Source organism: Nitrobacter sp. JJSN (assembly GCF_051912485.1).
Classification (GTDB): Bacteria; Pseudomonadota; Alphaproteobacteria; order Rhizobiales; family Xanthobacteraceae; genus Nitrobacter.
The window spans coordinates 3,223,356-3,241,872 of record NZ_CP196822.1; the positions used below are offsets into that span (position 1 = coordinate 3,223,356).

Below are 18,517 nucleotides of genomic sequence, written 5' to 3' on the forward strand. Positions count from 1 at the left end.
ATCTAGCAGAGAGCGGGGGCCGGCAGAAGCCCGCCGCGCAATCAAAGTTCCGCTGTTATATCATTCAGATAGGGGCTTGATGCGGATTTTGAAAGGCTGCCCCGCGAATCAGCGGATGCTGCAAGTCAAACCCGAGAACCGAACCATCAACCGTCGTGGGCGTTGCCGCCCATAGAGTATGCTAACCGGGGGCCAGAAACCCGTCCACGTGGAACGCCAGAAGCAGGATTTTCGTGAGTTTGATTGACCCATTGATTGCGTTCGTGTCGGCCCATGCCTGGCTCGCCTATTTCACGATATTTCTTGCGGCGTTGCTCGAGGCAGCGCCGGTGCTGGGTTCGATCGTGCCCGGCTCGACCATTATTCTTGCGCTGAGCGCGCTGATTCCCGGTGGCGAACTGCAACTGATAGCGGTGCTGGCCGCCGCCGCATCCGGCGCCGTGATCGGCGACGGAACAGCGTTCTGGATCGGACATCGGTCCAAACGTGAAATCCTCAGTGCATGGCCGATGTCCCGGTATCCCGGCCTGATTGCCCAGAGCGAAACGTTCTTTAATCGCTGGGGTACGCTCGCGGTGTTCTTCGCGCGGTTTGTGCCGCCGGTCCGCGCCTTTGTGCCGATCACCGCGGGCGCACTGGCGATGCCGCCATTGCGATTTTATGCGGTCAACATTCCGGCGATCCTGCTCTGGGCTCCCGCGCACGTCTTGCCCGGCGTTCTGGCGGTATCGGCGTTGCATGAATATGGCGGACTGCCCCACCACACGCACATCGGCAAAATCGTCTGGATTCCCACGGTGATCGTCATTGCCACGATTGCCGGCGCCGCGACCTGGTGGCGGCACCGCAGGCGCGGCATCAACGTGCCCGTCAAAACTAGTTCTGAACGAACCGGCTAACCATTGGATCAACCATGACCAAACCTCTCGTTGTTTCCATTCCACATCGCCTCGGCAAGGATGAAGCGCTACGCCGGATGAAAGCGGGGCTCGGCAGTGCCCGAACGCAATACGCGCAGCTCATCCAGGTCAATGAAGAGGTGTGGAGCGGCGATCGCCTGGTGTTTTCCGTCACCGCCATGAAGCAGCAGGTTTCGGGAATCATGGACGTATTCGAGGACCATGTTCGGCTCGAAGTGACATTGCCGTGGCTGCTCAGCCGCCTCGCCCACGGAATTCAAGGCGTCATCCAGAAAAAGGGCACGCTGATGCTGGAGAAGAAATAGATAACGGCGCCAATGAATGACAGGTTGTATCCAAGCTCGTCAGCAACCAGTGTGAGTTTACTTCCTTGTAAACCTCAGGCGCCGCGCACCACCGTCTTCAGGTAATTGTACGCCTTGATGATCTCGATCAGGCGATCTTCCGTCGAACGGTCGCCGCCGTTGGCGTCCGGATGATGCTGCTTCACCAGCATCTTGTATTTCGCCTTGACGGTTTCGATCGTAGCATCGGCGCCGAGCCCCATCACCTGCAGCGCTTTACGCTCCGCATTGAAGATCTTGCGCGTCTCGGGTTTGGTTTCGAACCCCGCCCCCGGACCTGGACGCCCTTTTCCGCGGCCGTTGAGTTCGCCAAGCACACTGAAAGGATCGGCCATGCCCTCGAGATCGATGTCGCCGGTCTTGCCTTTGGCCTTGGCGCCGTTGGCGCCCATCTTCCAGGTCGGGCGGTGGCCGGTCAGCGCATCCTTCTGATAGCGCGCGACCGCCTCCGCATTCATGCCCTGAAAAAAATTGTAGGACTGGTTGTAGGCGCGGACATGGTTGAGGCAAAAATGGAAATAACCGCGTTCGTTGCCGCGGCCCTTCGGCGCGCGGTGCGATCCCCGGTTCTGACAGTCGGGCCACTCGCAGGTGACCGCTTCCTCGCGCACGCGCGGCTGCTTCGCATCAGCCCTCGGCTTGATGCGGATGCTATCGAAGAATTTCGATGTATCGATCGGCATGACCATCTTTGACTACGCAATGCTCTACGCTTCAAGTCTTGACATCGCATTTATTCCGTTAGCCTTCGCGCCATTGACGGAGGCGAGCGATGGGCGTTAAGTCGCTCGCCATGACCGTCAAGGATAGCATCACAAAAAAACTGAGCGAAGCTTTCACGCCGGAGAGCCTCGACGTCGCCGATGAATCACATCTTCACGAGGGTCACGCCGGCCATCGGCCCGGCGGCGGAACGCATTTCCGAGTTAATATTGTGTCGCGAGCGTTCGAAGGGAAGAGCCGGGTCGATCGCCACCGCATGATCAATACGCTGCTGGCGGAGGAACTGGCCGGTAGCGTTCACGCGCTGGCGATCCGGGCACTGACACCGGCCGAACAGGGGCACTGAACGCGGGGGCCGGGCTCCACCGGGTCGGCAATCCATCGCCAAGAGGCACATGCCCAGACGACCGTCGAGACATGGATCGCCGGATCGGAGCTGATCCGAGCGGAAACGGCAAGCCTCGCGCCTTTTCGCGACCACCACCCCAAGTTACGCGTCCAACGCATACCAGCAGCGGCCTGCGACCGCTTCGCTCAAAAATTTCAATCGCGTTTTTATGGGAAATTAACCCGCTCCTCAGAACATCGGAGCAAAATACCTCCATCGTTACGGCAGAACGCGAACGCAATGGAGCGTTACGCGCTCGAATTGACTCGCTGGGATCATGCTCATGTCCGAAGCAGCCTCAACGGCGCTGATCGCGGAACTGGAAAGTGCGGTGCAAGGCGGCTCGTCCGAGCGGCGGCTCCAGATGCTTCGCCGGGTTACCGACCTGTTCCTGTCCGATGCGGACCGGCTGAACGAAAACCAGATCGGTGTCTTCGATGACGTTCTCGTCCGCCTCATGGAGCAGATGGAGGCGCGCACGCTGGCGCAACTCAGCACAACGCTTTCGGGCTCAAGCCTTGCTCCGAAGGAGACCGTCCGGCAGCTTGCTTATCATCAGGAAGTGTCAGTCGCAGCGCCGGTTCTGACAAAGTCGGCCAGGCTGTCCGAAGGCGACCTGATCGAGATCGCTAATCTGCGCGGGCCGCAGCACCTGCTGGCCATCTCGCACCGGGACACCCTGAGCGAGGGCGTGACCGACGTCCTGCTCAAGCGCGGCGACTCGCAGGTCTCCCACACGCTGGCCCGGAATGCGGGCGCGCGCTTCTCCGAATTCGGCTACGCCACCCTTGTTGAAAGCTCCGAAAAGGACGATGCGCTCGCCGAGAAGCTCGGGCTGCGTCTAGACATCCCGCTCAAGGTGCTGCGCGAGCTTCTTTCAAGAGCCAGCGCAGCCGTGCGCGAACGCCTGCTCAAGGTCGCACCGCCGGAGATGCGAGAGAAAATTCAGGAGGCGATTCGGTCGATCGTCGAACAGATCGCCTCCCCAGCCCTCGCACCGACCAACTACGCCGAATCGGAATCGATGGTCCTTGCCCTCAACCGAGCGGGCAAGTTGGGCGATCAGACCATCAACCGCTTTGCTCTGCAGAACGAGTACATCCACATCGTTGCCGCGCTCTCGCTTTTGAACTCGGTGAAAACCGAAGCGATCGAGCCGCTGATTACCAATCCCCGTCCCGACGGGTTGATCGTCGCTTGCAAAGCCGCCCGGCTGAACTGGTCAACGACCAGCATGATCCTGCGCAATCGCCCGCATTGCCGTCCCCTGACCAAGCAGGAATTCGAGAGTGGCCGGGAGGTGTTCGAAGCGCTCTCGCTGTCCTCTGCGCAACGCACGATCCGGTTCTGGTCCGCGCGCGGTTCGGCGAGGAAAGCCGATGCGCCAGACACGGCAATCGCCATTTCGGATATCTGAGCCGTGGGCTGGGGCAACCGAAAAGCGGATCGGGTGACGTTCGCCACCGGCTATACCGTTCTGATGATGGGGATCGACGGAACATGGCAGCGGCCCTGCACCATGCTGGACATTTCGGACAACGGCGCGCGGATTCAGGTGAAGGATTCGATCGAAGGATTGAATCTCAAGGAATTCTTCCTGCTGCTGTCGTCGACCGGCCTCGCCTTTCGCCGCTGCGAACTCGTCCGCGTCAATGGCGACGAGATCGGTGTCAAATTCGTTGAGGATAAAATTCCTGCCAAGAAGAAAGGCCGCGCGCCCGCCAGATCCGATTCGTGATGAGGCCGGGCTCCGCGATCCGCGACGGTTCTTTCAGTTTGAACTGACAACGCGGCGTCTGTACGCAGGCAGTCTGCATCCGCCTTTCACGTCTGGATTCCGAAGGCCGCGCGCCACCCGCGACAGTTAGAGCAATTTCCGACTGAGTGGAATCCGGTTCGCGTCAGAAAATGCTCTCAATCAATAACTTGCGCTTATTCTGATCGCAAAACCGGTATCCACTTTTGCGGGATACGCGCTAGGACAGTGTTCTCGCCCGCTTCGGTCTGTTCTCCATCGCCTCCGCTTCGCGCGGCACCGGCTGGATGCGCAGCGCGGTGATGCGGTTGCGCTCGCGTCGCAAAACCCTGAAGCGAAAACCGTGAAATGTAAAACTCTGGCCGCGCTCGGGGATCGAGCGTGCCTCGTGGATCACGAGGCCTGCGATCGTTGTCGCCTCTTCGTCCGGAAGATGCCAGTCCATGGCGCGATTGAGATCTCGGATCGGCACCGAGCCGTCGACGACCACCGATCCGTCGGGCTGCTGCCGAACGCCGGCCACCACCACGTCGTGCTCGTCGGAGATGTCGCCGACGATCTCCTCCAGAACGTCTTCCAGCGTCACCATGCCCTCGACTTCGCCGTACTCGTCAACCACCAGCGCGAAATGGGTCTTGCGGCGGCGAAACGCCTTGAGCTGATCGGAGACCGGGCGCATTTCCGGCACGAACCACGGCGGCAGCGCAATGGCGCTGGCGTTGATGCTCGACATGTCGCCGTCCGAGGAGAGGATCGCCCGCAATAGATCCTTGGCATGGAGCACGCCGATAATGTTTTCCGGCTTGTCGCGCCATAGCGGAATGCGGGTGTATTCGCTGGCAAGCACCTCGCGAACCAGTTCGTCCGGCGGCAAGTCGGCATTGATCGTCACCATCGCCGTGCGGTGAACCATCACGTCTGACACCGCAAGATCGCCGAAGCGAATCACATTCTGGATGTATTCAGCCTCGCCGCTTTCGATGCCGCCGTGCTCGGCGGATTCGCCGACCAGTCCTTCGATCTCCGCACCGGTCAACACGTCATGCTGCGAGACTTCCTTGACGCGAAGCGCGCGCAGGATGGCGCGCGAGGCCGAATTGAGCAGCCAGTTCAGCGGATAGAATAGGACATAGGACGCGAAGAGCGGATAGGCGATCCATTGCGACACCGGCTCCGGCTGGCGGATCGCCAGTGTCTTCGGCACCTGCTCGCCGATCACGATGTGCAGCGAGGAGAACACAAGGAATCCCGTAAGAAACGAAATGAAATGCAGCGCCGATTCCGGCATGTCGAGCCGCCCCAGCAGGGGTTCGAGCAAGGCCGCCACCGTCGGCTCGCCAACCCAGCCAAGACCGAGAGACGCCATGGTGATGCCGAGTTGGCAGCAGGCGAGATAGGCTTCGATATTGCCCACGATGTCTTGCACCAGCCGTGCGCCGAACGCACGGCGCTCCACCATGGCCTTGACGCGAAAACCGCGGCTTTTCACCAGCGCAAATTCGGCCGCAACAAAGAATGCATTGGCGGCAAGCAGCAGGAATGCGAGCAGTATCTGGAAGAACGTCGAACTCATCGCGGTCCCATGACCATGCCAAGCTGGTGTGGTGGTTCAGAAGTTCGCTTCATTGCCCGTGCGAGTCCATCAAGCGAAGTTTTGAACCCCAACCACACTAGAACAATAAAGTTGCTAGTGTCCCTTTGATTCCGAAGGTCCCAAAAGTTGCTGCAAGGACATGCGAACTTCGGAACCGAAACACTAGTGGTCCGATTCTAACATTTGCATCCCGTTGCGGCAGGAGTTCCTGCAAATGTTAGAATCAAAGGACCACGAGCAAATATGGGGTTTCTAGTGGAGTTTTGGATTTTGGCATTCGCATCACGAACTCGCAGCGAATGGGTGGCGAATGTCAAATCCACTCCACTAGGCCGGCGTATTGGCAAGCTTGCTGGCAAGAAAATCGCGAACCGTCGATGGCTCGACATCGGATGACACGACCGCCTGGCCGATCGCCTTCAAAAGGATGAAGGTCAGCCGGCCGCGCTTCACCTTCTTGTCCTGCGCCATCAGCGTCATAAGCCCATCCGCGTCGGCCAAGCCTTCCTGCTTGAAACCGGCGATGTCCTGCAAGCGCGTCGGCAGACCCACCGCCGCCAGATGCCGCTGGATACGGGACACGTCCGCATCCGCGATCATCCCGAGCCGCGCCGAGAGCTCGGCGGCCAGCGCCATGCCGATCGACACGCCCTCGCCGTGATAGAGCCGGTCGGAAAATCCGGTCGCTGTTTCCAGCGCGTGGCCGAAGGTGTGGCCGAGATTGAGCAGCGCACGCTCGCCAGTCTCGCGCTCGTCGCGGGCGACGATGGCGGCCTTGGCGCGGCAGCTGGTGGCGACCGCGTATTCGCGCGCCGCGCCACCCTTGACGATGTCGGCATGGTTGGTTTCCAGCCACCCGAAGAAGGCCTCATCGCCGAGCAAGCCGTATTTGGCGACCTCGGCATAGCCGGCGCGGAACTGGCGTGGCGACAGCGTATCCAGCACCGCCGTGTCCGCGACCACCAGGATCGGCTGATGAAAGGCGCCGACCAGGTTCTTGCCCTGCGGCGAGTTGATGCCGGTCTTGCCACCCACCGACGAATCCACCTGCGCCAGCAGCGATGTCGGCACCTGCACGAAATCGATGCCGCGGCGGACGATCGCGGCGGCAAAGCCCGCGAGGTCGCCGACCACGCCGCCGCCGAGCGCGACGACGAGATCATTGCGCTCGATCTTGGCCTTGATCAGTTCCTCGCAAACAAATTCGATGCCTTCGTAGCTTTTCGAGACCTCCCCTTCGTCAACGACAATCCGCGAGGTCGCGATGCCGGCGCCGATCAGCGACGCCTCGGTCTGCCGCAACCAATGGGTCGCAACGTATTCGTCAGTGACGATCGCCACACGCGCTCCGGGACGCAGTGCAGCGATCCGTGCGCCGAGCGACGGCAGGATGCCCCGGCCAATGACGATGTCATAAGAACGGTCGCCGAGCGCGACATCGACCGTGATCGGGTCGGGATTTTTCAGCGGAGCGGTCATCGCGTGGTGCCAGATCCTTTGGGGTTAAGTCCTTGGTCGGGTCGTTCGTCGCAAACCCGGGCGGTCTCAGCTCCGTCGGTCCGCCGCGGCAAGCTTGCGGTGAAGCAGGTCGATGCATTCATCGACGATCCTTTCATACGGCACGTCGCGCGAGGCGATCGTGATATCCGCCAGTTGGTAGACGGGCTCGCGCTCCGCGATAAGACGCCCGATCGTCGCGGCGGGATCGGCCGTTTGCAGCAGGGGCCGATCGGCGCGGCGCCTGACCCGGCGCAGGATCACCTCGGCGTCCGCCTTGAGCCAGATCGAGACCGCCCGCTCGCGGATGCGCGCGCGGGTCTCCTCGCGCAGCACGGCACCGCCGCCGGTGGCGAGCACCATCGAACCGTTGCTCAAGAGCCGCGCGATCACCCGCGCTTCGCCGTCGCGGAAATGCGGTTCGCCGTGGGTTTCGAAAATTTCGGAAATCGACATTCCGGCGGCAAGTTCGATCTCGGCGTCGGCGTCGACGAACCGCATCGCAAGACGCGCCGCGAGACGCCGGCCGATCGTGGACTTTCCCGCCCCCATCATGCCGACGAGCACCAGCGACCGCCCGCCGAGCGCCGCGACGATCGCGGTCTCCGGGGACGTGCCCGCGCTGGCCGATGAAACGGTTTCGGACGTCAAAAGACACCTGTCGGAATGCGGTTGGCCCTTCCCGCCAGCTATACTACTCTCGTCGAGGGGGTTGCCAGAGACTCTTGCACCTGGCCTGCGAACATGTTGGTACTCGAAGCGTCGCCCCAAAGGTTAATATCGCGCCGGGACCACACATGCCCAGCCTGTTCCGCTTCCTGATTCTCGTCGCGGCGATTGGCGCGATCGGCTATGGCGTGATTTTCGCGCTGGCGAATTTCGTCAACCCGACGCCGCGGGAAATGACGGTGACCGTCCACCCGGACAAATTTCTCAAGAAATAGCTGCTACGCTTGCGGCATGACGTCTGACAAAACCTCCGATGCGAAGCTGACGAATCTGTTCCTCGACATGCTGGCTGCCGAGCAAGGCGCCGGCGAGAACACGCTCAGCGCCTACCGTCGCGACCTCGAGGATTTTTCCGCGTTCCTCGCGCATGCGGGGCAGAATTTCGTCGCCGCCGAAACCCAGACGTTGCGGGATTATCTCGGCGATCTCGACGTCAGGGGTTTCAAGTCATCGAGCGTCGCACGGCGTCTGTCGGCGATGCGTCACCTGTTTCGTTTTCTGCTGAGCGAGCGCATCAGAGGCGACGATCCCGCCGCCATCCTGTCGGGACCGAAGCGCGGACGGAGCCTGCCGAAAGTGCTGTCGATAGCGGATGTCGATCGCCTCCTCGCGCGCGCAAAAGCGGCGATCGATACGCCCGATGCCTCAACCGCCCAGCGATCACGCGCCGCACGGCTGTATTGCCTGCTCGAAGTGCTCTATGCCACCGGGCTGCGCGTGTCCGAACTGGTCTCGCTGCCGCTGTCGGCAGCGCGGCGCGACGCCCGCATGATCGTGGTGAGCGGCAAGGGGAACAAGGAGCGGTTGGTGCCGCTGAACGAGGCGTCGCGGCAGGCGATGACCGATTATCTCGCCGCGATGGACGATCAGCGCGGTGCGGGCAAGGCCGCGGCGCGGCCCAAGTGGCTGTTCCCGTCGTTCGGCGAAAGCGGCTACCTGACACGGCAGCACTTTGCGCGCGAACTCAAGGAGCTGGCGGCGGCGGCCGGTCTCGCCCCCCGGCTGGTCTCGCCGCACGTGCTGCGTCATGCCTTCGCGAGCCACCTGCTGCATAACGGCGCGGACTTGCGAATCGTGCAGACGCTGCTCGGCCACACCGACATCTCAACCACGCAAATCTACACCCACGTTGTGGAAGAGCGGCTGAAAAGCCTGGTGCGCGACCTGCACCCGCTGGCGGAGACCTGACTGGCGCTCACGCGACGGCCAAATCCGACCTTGAAACCCCAGCCATGCCGGAGTTTCCTTTATTATACGACGGTCAGGCGAAAGAGCCCGTCCTCGCTCCGGACTTGACTTCACGCCGATCAGCCGCGAAAGAGCGCAGCGCCTCCCGCCAGCAGCCGATCCAAGCGTCTCTGCCAAACTATCTAAACGTTTGAATTAAAGGATTTTTTCCGTCCCCACCGATAACTTTCGTCCCCTGACACGTTCGTCCTATATTGCTGGAATGCCGGACCCCATGCGCAGTTACCTCGATTTCGAAAAGCCCGTCGCCGAACTCGATTCCAAGATCGATGAACTCCGTGCGCTCGCCGCCTCCGGCAGTGACATCGGCGAGGAGATTTCGAGCATCGAGGACAAGGCCGCGCAGGCGCTCAAAGACCTCTACGACAGCCTGACGCCGTGGCAGAAAACCCAGGTGGCGCGGCACCCGCAGCGGCCGCACTTCTCCGATTTCATCAAGGGCCTGATCACCGAGTTCACGCCGCTGGCCGGAGACCGCAAGTTCGGTGAGGACGAGGCGCTGATCGGCGGCTTCGGACGCTTCCGCGGCGAGAGCATCTGCGTCATCGGTCAGGAAAAAGGCGCGACCACCGAGAGCCGGCTGAAACACAATTTCGGGATGGCGCGGCCCGAAGGTTACCGCAAGGCGGTCCGGCTGATGGAAATGGCCGACCGCTTCGACATTCCCGTATTGTCACTGGTCGATTCCGCCGGAGCCTATCCCGGCATCGGCGCTGAGGAGCGCGGTCAGGCCGAGGCGATCGCACGCTCGACCGACACCTGCCTGTCGCTCGGCGTCGCCAATATCGCCGTCATCATCGGCGAGGGCGGCTCGGGTGGCGCGATCGCGATCGCGACCGCCAACCGCGTGCTGATGCTGGAACATGCGATCTATAGCGTGATCTCGCCGGAAGCGGCGTCGTCGATTCTCTGGCGCGACGGCAGCAAGGCACAGGAAGCCGCGACCAACATGAAAATCACCGCACAGGACCTGCTGCGGTTCGGCGTGATCGACGCCATCCTCAAGGAGCCGCCGGGGGGCGCCCATCGCGATCCAGCTGCAGTGATCGCGCTCACCGGCGACGCCATTGCCGAGGCCTTCACCGATCTGCGCAATCTGGACCGCGACGCGCTTCGCAAGCAGCGCCGCCAGAAATTCCTCGATATCGGGCGCAAACTGGGCTGAGCACACGACGCATCCGCCAGGATAGGACCTCGACGGCTCCGGACCGGCGGAGACCGCGTTTCCGGCCCCGGACGCTATGGTTCGGCAGCTCAAATCGGGCTTTTTGCGCATTCGGGCCGAAACTGCCCTATTTCAGCCCGGTACCGAATATTTAACTTCCGTTCACCATCGTTGCCATGGATTTGGTCGCGCCGGCCGGCCCGGCTTGCGGGGCCGCAGGCTTAAGGATAATATTTTATTCAATGGCTTGGGGCATGGACGCCATGAATTCGGGGTGCAGGCTTGCCCGTCGCTTGCGGAGCTTTGCTTTGATCCATCGCACGGCTTTGATCCATCGCACGCTTGGTCGCGCGATCATGACGTCGGCCGTGCTCGCGTCCGGCGCGCTTCTCGCCGGCTGCAACGGCGAGGACGCTTCGCTCGCGAGCAACGCCAAGGCCAACCAGCCCGTCCCACCCAAGCTCATCGCCGCCATGACCGAAAAGGACATGGAGCTGCAGTCGCCGATCCTGGTTCGCCTGTTCAAGCAGGAAGCCGAGCTCGAGGTTTGGAAGCAGGACCGGTCCGGCAAGTTCGCCTTACTCAAGACCTACCCGATCTGCCGCTGGTCCGGCGATCTCGGCCCGAAGACGCGTGAAGGCGACCGCCAGGCCCCGGAAGGTTTCTACAACATCACCCCGGCGCAGATGAATCCGCGCTCGGCCTACTATCTCTCGTTCAATACCGGCTATCCGAACGCCTTCGACAAGTCGCTGGGGCGCACCGGTTCCGAGCTGATGGTGCATGGCGACTGCTCCTCGCGCGGTTGCTACGCGATGACCGACGAGCAGATCGCGGAAATCTACGCGCTCGGCCGTGAATCGTTCTTTGGCGGCCAGCGCGCCTTCCAGTTTCAGGCCTATCCGTTCCACATGACAGCGGCGAATCTTGCGAAACATCGCAATAATCCGAACATGCCTTTCTGGAAGATGATCAAGGAAGGCAACGATCACTTCGAGGTCACGCATCAGGCGCCGAAGGTCGAGTTCTGCGAGCACAAGTACGTATTCGATCCGGCGCCCCCGCCCGGCTCCACCAAGCCGCTGGACTTCAATGCCTCGGCAACCTGCCCGGCCTACGTGGTTCCCGACGACATCGCGAGTGCCGTGCGCGAGAAGCAGCAGCAGGACAACACAGAGCTCGCGAAGCTGATCTCGAAGGGAACGCCGGTAGCGAGGCTCAACACCGGGATCGACGGCGGCATGAACCGCGTGTTCGCCGCCAAGCTCCCGGAAGCTCAGACGGGGCTGTCAGACCCGGCTGAACCCGGCCTGAAGCTCACGGCTTACTCGCCGGCGCCAGGCACCATTCCGCCGAGCGTCAATCCGCCGCGCGATTCTGCAGCGGCAACGGTCGCGACCGCATACGAACCGGAGGCCGACGCGACGCGGCCGTCGTCATCGCTGCTCGCTCCTTCCGCACCGAACAACATCTTCAGCAACCTCGCCCGCAAGATCGGTTTCGGCACCGCCGACACTACCGCGACGACCGCCACCACAACCACGCAGCCCACTCCAGCCAAGCCGAAGACGGCAGCTCCCAAACAAAACACTCCGCATCGCACGACCCTGGCCGAGAAGCATGCACCGGCCACGACGGCAGAAAAGACGGCTGACAAAGCAGGCAAGTCTAAGGTCGCCACCGCGCGGCCACCGCTCAAGCCCGCAGTCGACGCGCCCACCCCCGCGACGGCTTCGATTCCGAGCGCAGCGCCGGTAGCGTCATCGAACTCGTTCGACAGCCGCTTCACGGCATTCCGGTAAAGATATGCCGTCATGCCCGCGAAAGCAGGCATCCCGTATTCCAGAGCACAGATAATAGGAGCAGATATCGCGATGTACGGGATCATCCGCGTTCGCAGATGATGACGATATCGATACGTGGCTAGTGTCGCCCCTCCCCACCTGCGCAACGATTGTTTCGCTTAGGAGGGATAAGAAATCAGCGTATCCGCCCGCCCTCAGCCGTAGCGGCCGTGGCAGTGCTTGTACTTCTTGCCCGAGCCGCAGGGACAATCCTCGTTGCGGCCCACCTTGCCCCACTTCGCGGGATTGCCCGGATCGCGGCTGGAACGGTCCGCATTCACCGCCGGCGCCAGCGATGCCTGGGCAAAATTGCTTTGCGCGAACGCCATCTCGTCCTCGCCGGTATTGGGATCGAGCTTGTGGGCCTCCATCGCGGGCAACACCGGTTGCTCTTCTTCGGGCGGCACGATTTCGACGCGCATCAGTTGCCCCGTCACCGCCTCGCGCAGATGCGCAATCAGGGCCTCGAACAACGAGAAGGCTTCCGACTTGTATTCCTGCAGCGGATCGCGCTGGCCGTAGCCACGCAGGCCGATGACCTGGCGCAGATGATCCAGCATCACCAGGTGTTCGCGCCAGAGATGATCGAGGGTCTGCAGAAGAATGGTCTTTTCGACGTAGCGCATGACATCGGGACCCCATTGCCCGACCTTGGCCGCCATATGCTCGTCGACGCGACTTTCGATGCGCGACAGCAACTCCTCGTCGGCGATGCCCTCTTCCGCGGCCCACTCGTCGACCGGCAGATCGACCTCGAGCACCCGCTTCAGCTCTTCTTTCAGGCCGACGACGTCCCATTGCTCGGCATACTGGTTTTCCGGCACGTGCTTGGTGACGAGGTCCTCGACAAACGCATGGCGCATGTCGGCGATCGTTTCCGCGACGCTTTCGTTCTTCATCAGATCGACACGCTGATCGAAGATCACCTTGCGCTGGTCGTTCTGCACGTCGTCGTATTTCAGCAAGTTCTTGCGGATGTCGAAGTTGCGCGCCTCGACCTTCTGCTGCGCCTTCTCCAGCGCCTTGTTGATCCAGGGATGGGTGATCGCCTCGCCTTCCTTGAGGCCGAGCCGCTGCAGCATGGTGTCGAGCCGGTCGGACCCGAAGATCCGCATCAGGTCGTCTTCCAGCGACAGGAAGAATTTCGAGCGGCCCGGGTCGCCCTGGCGGCCGGAGCGGCCACGCAACTGGTTGTCGATGCGGCGCGACTCGTGACGTTCGGAACCGATGATGTAGAGGCCGCCGGGCCGGGTCACGGTCTTGGCCGGCTTTGAGCCTTTGGCCGGCTCGATCTCGACGACGTCCTCGGCCTTGAGCACCATTTCGCGGAAGCGTTCGATATCGGCCTTGATTTCCTCGATCTTCGCGTGCTTCCCCGCCTCGTCGGCAATGTCGGCGGTCTCGTGCTGGGCACGCATCTCCAGCGAGCCGCCGAGCTTGATGTCAGTGCCGCGGCCGGCCATGTTGGTCGCGATGGTGATCGCGCCGGGCACGCCGGCCTCAGCGACGATATAGGCTTCCTGCTCGTGGAAACGAGCATTCAGCACCGCAAACAGCTTCGCCGGCTTGCTGGCGCGGGCCGCCGCGTAGAGCTTTCGCATCGATTTGGGATCAGTGAAGTCGATCTGCTTGTAGCCGTTCTTCTTCAGATATTCGGCGAGCACTTCCGATTTCTCGATCGAGGCGGTGCCGACCAGCACCGGCTGCATCCGGGCGTTGGCGCGCTCGACCTCCGCCAAGATCGCGGCGTACTTCTCGTTCTGGGTCCGGTAGACCTCATCGTCCTCGTCGAGACGCGCGATCGGCAGGTTGGTCGGGATTTCGACGACCTCGAGCTTGTAGATGTCGGCCAGTTCGTCGGCTTCCGTCAACGCGGTGCCGGTCATGCCCGCGAGCTTCTTGTACATCCGGAAGTAGTTCTGGAAGGTGATCGAGGCGAGCGTCTGGTTCTCCGGCTGCACCGGCTGATGCTCTTTCGCCTCCAGCGCCTGATGCAGGCCTTCCGAATAGCGACGGCCCGGCATCATGCGGCCGGTGAATTCGTCGATGATGACGACCTCGCCATCGCGGACGATGTAGTCCTTGTCGCGGGTGAACAGAGAGTGCGCGCGAAGCGCCTGGCCGATGTGGTGAACGACGGAGACGTTCTCGACGTCGTAGAGCGACTCGCCCTTGAGCTGGCCGGCCTCGCGCAGCAGCGTCTCGATCTTCTCCATGCCGGCTTCGGTGAGCGTCGCCGTGCGCTGCTTCTCGTCGACCTCGTAGTCAATCACCTTCTCGAGGTTCGGCATGAAGGTATCGATGGTGTTGTAGAATTCCGAGCGGTCGTCGAGCGGGCCGGAAATGATCAGCGGCGTCCGCGCCTCGTCGATCAGAATCGAGTCGACCTCGTCGACGATGGCGAAGAAGTGCTCGCGCTGGACCATATCCTCCAGCCGGTACTTCATGTTGTCGCGCAGATAGTCGAAGCCGTATTCGTTGTTGGTGCCGTAGGTGATGTCGCAGGCATAGGCCGCCTTGCGCTCGACATCGTCGAGGCCGTGGACGATCACGCCGGTGGTCAGCCCGAGGAAGGAGTAGATCTGCGCCATCCAGGCGGCGTCGCGGCGGGCGAGATAGTCGTTGACGGTGACGACGTGGACGCCCTTGCCGGCGAGCGCGTTGAGATAGACCGCAAGCGTGGCGACCAGCGTCTTGCCTTCGCCGGTCTTCATCTCGGCGATGTCGCCCTCGTGCAGCACCATGCCGCCGATCAACTGCACGTCGAAGTGGCGCTGGCCGAGAGTTCGCTTGCCGGCTTCGCGCACGGTGGCGAAGGCGGGAACGAGGAGATCGTCGAGGCTCGTGCCGTTCGCGAGTTGCTGTTTGAATTCGTCGGTGCGCGCCCGCAGCGCTTCGTCGGACAGCGCGGCGATTTCGGACTCGAGGGCGTTGATGGCTTTGACGCGGGACTGATATCCCTTGATCCGCCGATCGTTGGCGGAACCGAAAAACTTGCGGGCAAGCGCGCCGATCATGCCTAATTCCTGTCTTCGCGGTTCGGCGTTGCAGCCATGTGGTGGTCTCCTAGTGTCCCGAATCCGAAGTTCGCCTTAATTCTGCAGCGCCTTCCGGAGCGAATTTCGGATTCATAGGGACACCAGCAACTCAACTCATCGTGACGCATCAGGGCTGGAAATCCCGGAAGCCGAGCATCCGTGTCATGGGTTGAGATTCGGCGACCCGGGGTTCAATCGCAAAAGCACAGCCAAAACCCACCTTCGCTGTCGGCCCGGTCCGGCAGAGATATGGCCCACCCCGTGGGTTGTCAACGGTCGCCGGACCGCCGATTCGAAGCACCCGCGGCGGAAACCGCGGCGGCCCGCCTGTCTGGAAATTCATGATTTTGACAGAGTTTTCGCGTTGCCAAGGCTGCATGATTGAGCGAGTGTCCGCCGTCCCAAAAACCACCTCCTCCTGGAGATCAAGGACTTCCCATGACCATCTCATTGCCCGCAACGAAACACAGCCTGCGCGTTCGCCTGGCGGCGTCCGCCCTCGGCGGCTGCCTGGCCGTGACCCTGCTCATCGGCACGCCGGTCCGCGCAGATGATTTGAATCCTGTGCTGGCAAAAGTTAACGGCTCCGAGATCCGCCAGAGCGACGTCAATGTCGCCGAAGAGGAATTGGGTCCGAGCCTCGCGCAGATGGACCCGGCAGCCAAGCAGGACAACGTGCTGTCGTTCCTGATCGATATGAAGATCATCGCCAAGGCCGCCGAGGACAAGAAGATCGAAAACAGCGAGGACTTCAAAAAACGGCTCGCCTTCACCCGCGACCGTCTGCTGATGGACAAGCTACTGGCATCCGAAGGCAAGGCGGCGATCACTCCCGACGCCATGAAGACAGTCTATGAGGACGCCTCCAAGCAGATCACCAGCGAACAGGAAGTGCATGCCCGCCACATCCTGGTGCCGACCGAGGAAGAGGCCAAAAAGATCGAGGACCAACTAAAGAAGGGCGCGGACTTCGCCGAACTCGCCAAGAAGGAATCCAAGGATCCCGGCGCCTCCGACGGCGGCGACCTCGGCTTCTTCACCAAGGAGCAGATGGTACCGGAATTTTCCCAGGTCGCCTTCGCGCTGGAGCCCGGCAAGATTTCCGATCCGGTCAAGACCCAGTTCGGCTGGCACATCATCAAGGTCGAGGAGAAGCGCGCCCGCAAGGCCCCCGACTTCAATCAGGTGAAGCCGCAGATCGAGCAGTATGTGACGCGCAAGGCGCAGGCCGATTACGTCGCCAAGCTGCGCGAGACGGCCAAGATCGAACGCATGGACAAGCCAACCGCTCCGGCGAATGCAAGCGGGGACAAGGCCAGTTCCGCCAAACCCGCCGACAGCAAAATGGCGCCGGCGAAGAAGTAGATTCACGATCTAAAGTCCGAATCGATGGGGCGGGATGAACGATCATCCCGCCCCATTTTGCATCCGGCTCTTTTCTTCCCTCTCCCCTTGTGGGAGAGGGTGGCGGAACGAGCGCAGCGAATTCGCGCCGGGCGGGGGTCATGGCACGTCATGCGAGCCGCCCTCACCCGCTTCGTGGCTTCGCCGCTCAGTACCCTCGCCCACCCCGCGCAGGTTCGCTGCGCTGGGGGAGAGGGAAGAAACGCCGAGACTCACCGCATGTCGTCAACCATCTCCCCCCTCGCTCCCACTGATGTCCCAGACATGCCCGCAATCGCGGGCGTGCGCCTCGCGACCGCCGCGGCCGGCATCCGCTACAAGGGCCGCACCGACGTGCTGTTGGCGCTGCTGGACAAGGGCACGACGGTGGCCGGGGTATTCACCAAATCCAAGTGCCCGTCGGCGCCAGTGGAGTGGTGCCGCGCCCGACTGAAAAGTGGGAGCGCGCGGGCGCTGGTGGTGAACTCCGGCAATGCCAATGCCTTCACCGGCAAGACCGGCCGCCAATCGACCAAGCTCACCGCCGATACCGCCGCCAAAGCGGCCGGCTGCAAGGCGAGCGACATCTATCTCGCCTCGACCGGCGTGATCGGCGAACCGCTCGACGCCACAAAATTCAACGGCGTGCTGGAGACATTGGCGCGCAACGCTGCGCCCGACCGCTGGATGGACGCGGCGCGCGCTATCATGACCACCGACACCTTTCCTAAGGTCGCGACCGCACGCGTGAAACTCGGCAAGGCGACCGTCACCATCAACGGCATGGCCAAGGGCGCCGGCATGATCGCGCCAGACATGGCGACCATGCTGTCGTTCGTCTTCACCGACGCGCCGATTTCAGCGACGGCGTTGCAATCGCTGTTGAAGAGCGGCGTCGAGGACACCTTCAACGCCGTCACCATCGACAGCGACACTTCCACCTCCGACACCCTGCTGGCGTTCGCGACCGGGGCCGCGAGCGCCCATGGCGCGCCGAAAATCTCCCGCGCCAACGATCCGCGCCTGAAATCCTTTGCGAAAGCGTTTCACGGCATGCTGGCCGATCTCGCCGAACAGGTGGCGCGCGACGGCGAAGGCGCGCGCAAGCTGGTCGAGGTCATCGTCGAGGGCGCGACCTCGAAACTGTCGGCGCGCAGGATCGCCAAGTCGATCGCCAATTCGCCGCTGGTGAAGACGGCGATCGCCGGCGAGGACGCCAACTGGGGCCGCGTGGTGATGGCGGTCGGCAAGGCCGGCGAGCCGGCCGATCGCGACAAGCTCTCCATTTCGTTCAATGGCATCCGCGTCGCCACCCGTGGCGCGCGCGATCCTTCTTACGATGAAGCTGAAGTGTCGGCAGCGATGAAGAACCCGACTATCCAAATCAAGGTGGCGCTCGGCCTTGGCAAGGGCCGCGACCGCGTGCTGACCTGCGACCTCACCAAGGAGTATGTCGCGATCAACGGCGATTACCGGTCGTGATAAAACTCACTCTCGTCGTCGCCTGCGCCCTGATCGACGCCGACAACCGCGTGCTGATCGCGCAGCGGCCCGAGGGCAAACAGCTTGCCGGGCTGTGGGAATTCCCGGGTGGCAAGTTCGAGCCGGGCGAGCGTCCCGAAGAGGCGCTAATTCGTGAACTGCGCGAGGAACTCGGCATCGTGACGCAGGAGCCCTGCCTCGCGCCACTGACCTTCGCGAGCCACGCCTATGAGAGCTTTCATCTGTTGATGCCGCTCTATATCTGCCGGCGCTGGCAAGGCGATGTGACCTCGAAAGAGGGGCAGGCGCTGAAGTGGGTTCGCGCCAACAGGCTGCGCGACTATCCGATGCCGCCGGCGGATATCCCGCTGATCCCGCCGCTGATCGATTTGCTGATGTAGGGACG

The 18,517-nt window shown here is 62.3% G+C and carries 17 protein-coding genes; 12 read left to right on the top strand and 5 right to left on the bottom strand.

Features of this window, described 5'->3' with window-relative positions; translation table 11 throughout:
* Positions 1-233 precede the first annotated feature (233 nt).
* Together ACSZOQ_RS15795 and ACSZOQ_RS15800 are read left to right on the top strand one after the other, a co-directional pair.
* Entirely contained in the window at positions 234-899 is a 666-nt protein-coding gene (locus tag ACSZOQ_RS15795) for a DedA family protein (RefSeq protein WP_439923381.1), read from the top strand.
* 14 nt (positions 900-913) lie between these two features.
* Positions 914-1,225, top strand: coding sequence for a polyhydroxyalkanoic acid system family protein (locus ACSZOQ_RS15800; protein ID WP_439923382.1), 312 nt, complete (start codon positions 914-916; stop codon positions 1,223-1,225).
* Positions 1,226-1,299: 74 nt separating this feature from the next.
* On the opposite strand, the gene ACSZOQ_RS15805 is transcribed toward ACSZOQ_RS15800, so the two are convergent.
* Positions 1,300-1,947 (bottom strand): J domain-containing protein, encoded by a 648-nt coding sequence (locus ACSZOQ_RS15805; protein WP_439923383.1) that lies wholly within the window; start codon positions 1,945-1,947, stop codon positions 1,300-1,302.
* A gap of 110 nt (positions 1,948-2,057) precedes the next feature.
* Here ACSZOQ_RS15805 and ACSZOQ_RS15810 point away from each other — a divergent pair, with 110 nt between their 5' ends.
* The 3 genes from ACSZOQ_RS15810 (at position 2,058) to ACSZOQ_RS15820 (ending at position 4,113) form a co-directional block, all read left to right on the top strand.
* Positions 2,058-2,333, top strand: a complete 276-nt coding sequence (locus ACSZOQ_RS15810) for a BolA family protein (protein ID WP_439926098.1) — start codon at positions 2,058-2,060, stop codon at positions 2,331-2,333.
* Positions 2,334-2,658: 325 nt separating this feature from the next.
* Complete coding sequence (locus ACSZOQ_RS15815; protein WP_439923384.1) at positions 2,659-3,792, top strand: DUF2336 domain-containing protein; 1,134 nt, start codon at positions 2,659-2,661, stop codon at positions 3,790-3,792.
* 3 nt (positions 3,793-3,795) lie between these two features.
* Positions 3,796-4,113 carry a PilZ domain-containing protein gene (locus ACSZOQ_RS15820; protein ID WP_439923385.1) on the top strand — a complete coding sequence of 106 codons (318 nt, stop codon included), beginning with the start codon at positions 3,796-3,798 and terminating at the stop codon, positions 4,111-4,113.
* Positions 4,114-4,351: 238 nt separating this feature from the next.
* On the opposite strand, the gene ACSZOQ_RS15825 is transcribed toward ACSZOQ_RS15820, so the two are convergent.
* From ACSZOQ_RS15825 to ACSZOQ_RS15835, 3 genes are all read right to left on the bottom strand, one after another.
* On the bottom strand, positions 4,352-5,704 hold the full coding sequence (locus tag ACSZOQ_RS15825) for a hemolysin family protein (protein WP_439923386.1): 1,353 nt from the start codon (positions 5,702-5,704) through the stop codon (positions 4,352-4,354).
* A 348-nt stretch (positions 5,705-6,052) separates the two neighbouring features.
* Complete coding sequence (gene aroB, locus ACSZOQ_RS15830) at positions 6,053-7,204, bottom strand: 3-dehydroquinate synthase (protein ID WP_439923387.1); 1,152 nt, start codon at positions 7,202-7,204, stop codon at positions 6,053-6,055.
* Positions 7,205-7,270: 66 nt separating this feature from the next.
* Positions 7,271-7,873, bottom strand: a complete 603-nt coding sequence (locus ACSZOQ_RS15835; RefSeq protein WP_439923388.1) for a shikimate kinase — start codon at positions 7,871-7,873, stop codon at positions 7,271-7,273.
* A gap of 146 nt (positions 7,874-8,019) precedes the next feature.
* On the opposite strand from ACSZOQ_RS15835, the gene ACSZOQ_RS15840 reads away from it, so the two are divergent.
* The 4 genes from ACSZOQ_RS15840 (at position 8,020) to ACSZOQ_RS15855 (ending at position 12,166) form a co-directional block, all read left to right on the top strand.
* Positions 8,020-8,166, top strand: coding sequence for a histidine kinase (locus tag ACSZOQ_RS15840; RefSeq protein ID WP_439923389.1), 147 nt, complete (start codon positions 8,020-8,022; stop codon positions 8,164-8,166).
* A 16-nt stretch (positions 8,167-8,182) separates the two neighbouring features.
* A complete protein-coding gene (gene xerD / locus ACSZOQ_RS15845) occupies positions 8,183-9,139 on the top strand; it encodes a site-specific tyrosine recombinase XerD (RefSeq protein ID WP_439923390.1) in 957 nt (318 codons plus the stop codon).
* A 262-nt stretch (positions 9,140-9,401) separates the two neighbouring features.
* Positions 9,402-10,364: an acetyl-CoA carboxylase carboxyltransferase subunit alpha gene (locus ACSZOQ_RS15850; RefSeq protein WP_439923391.1), complete on the top strand. Its 963-nt coding sequence runs from the start codon at positions 9,402-9,404 to the stop codon at positions 10,362-10,364.
* Between the two features lie 326 nt (positions 10,365-10,690).
* Positions 10,691-12,166 carry a L,D-transpeptidase family protein gene (locus ACSZOQ_RS15855; protein WP_439926099.1) on the top strand — a complete coding sequence of 492 codons (1,476 nt, stop codon included), beginning with the start codon at positions 10,691-10,693 and terminating at the stop codon, positions 12,164-12,166.
* A gap of 197 nt (positions 12,167-12,363) precedes the next feature.
* On the opposite strand, the gene secA is transcribed toward ACSZOQ_RS15855, so the two are convergent.
* Complete coding sequence (gene secA, locus ACSZOQ_RS15860; RefSeq protein ID WP_439923392.1) at positions 12,364-15,225, bottom strand: preprotein translocase subunit SecA; 2,862 nt, start codon at positions 15,223-15,225, stop codon at positions 12,364-12,366.
* Positions 15,226-15,684: 459 nt separating this feature from the next.
* Between secA and ACSZOQ_RS15865 the strand changes: the two genes are divergently transcribed.
* From ACSZOQ_RS15865 to mutT, 3 genes are all read left to right on the top strand, one after another.
* On the top strand, positions 15,685-16,611 hold the full coding sequence (locus ACSZOQ_RS15865; protein ID WP_439923393.1) for a peptidylprolyl isomerase: 927 nt from the start codon (positions 15,685-15,687) through the stop codon (positions 16,609-16,611).
* Between the two features lie 258 nt (positions 16,612-16,869).
* Complete coding sequence (gene argJ, locus ACSZOQ_RS15870; protein WP_439923394.1) at positions 16,870-18,111, top strand: bifunctional glutamate N-acetyltransferase/amino-acid acetyltransferase ArgJ; 1,242 nt, start codon at positions 16,870-16,872, stop codon at positions 18,109-18,111.
* Entirely contained in the window at positions 18,108-18,512 is a 405-nt protein-coding gene (gene mutT / locus ACSZOQ_RS15875) for an 8-oxo-dGTP diphosphatase MutT (protein ID WP_439923395.1), read from the top strand. The genes argJ and mutT overlap by 4 nt, the downstream gene beginning before the upstream one ends.
* The last annotated feature ends 5 nt before the right edge of the window (positions 18,513-18,517 follow it).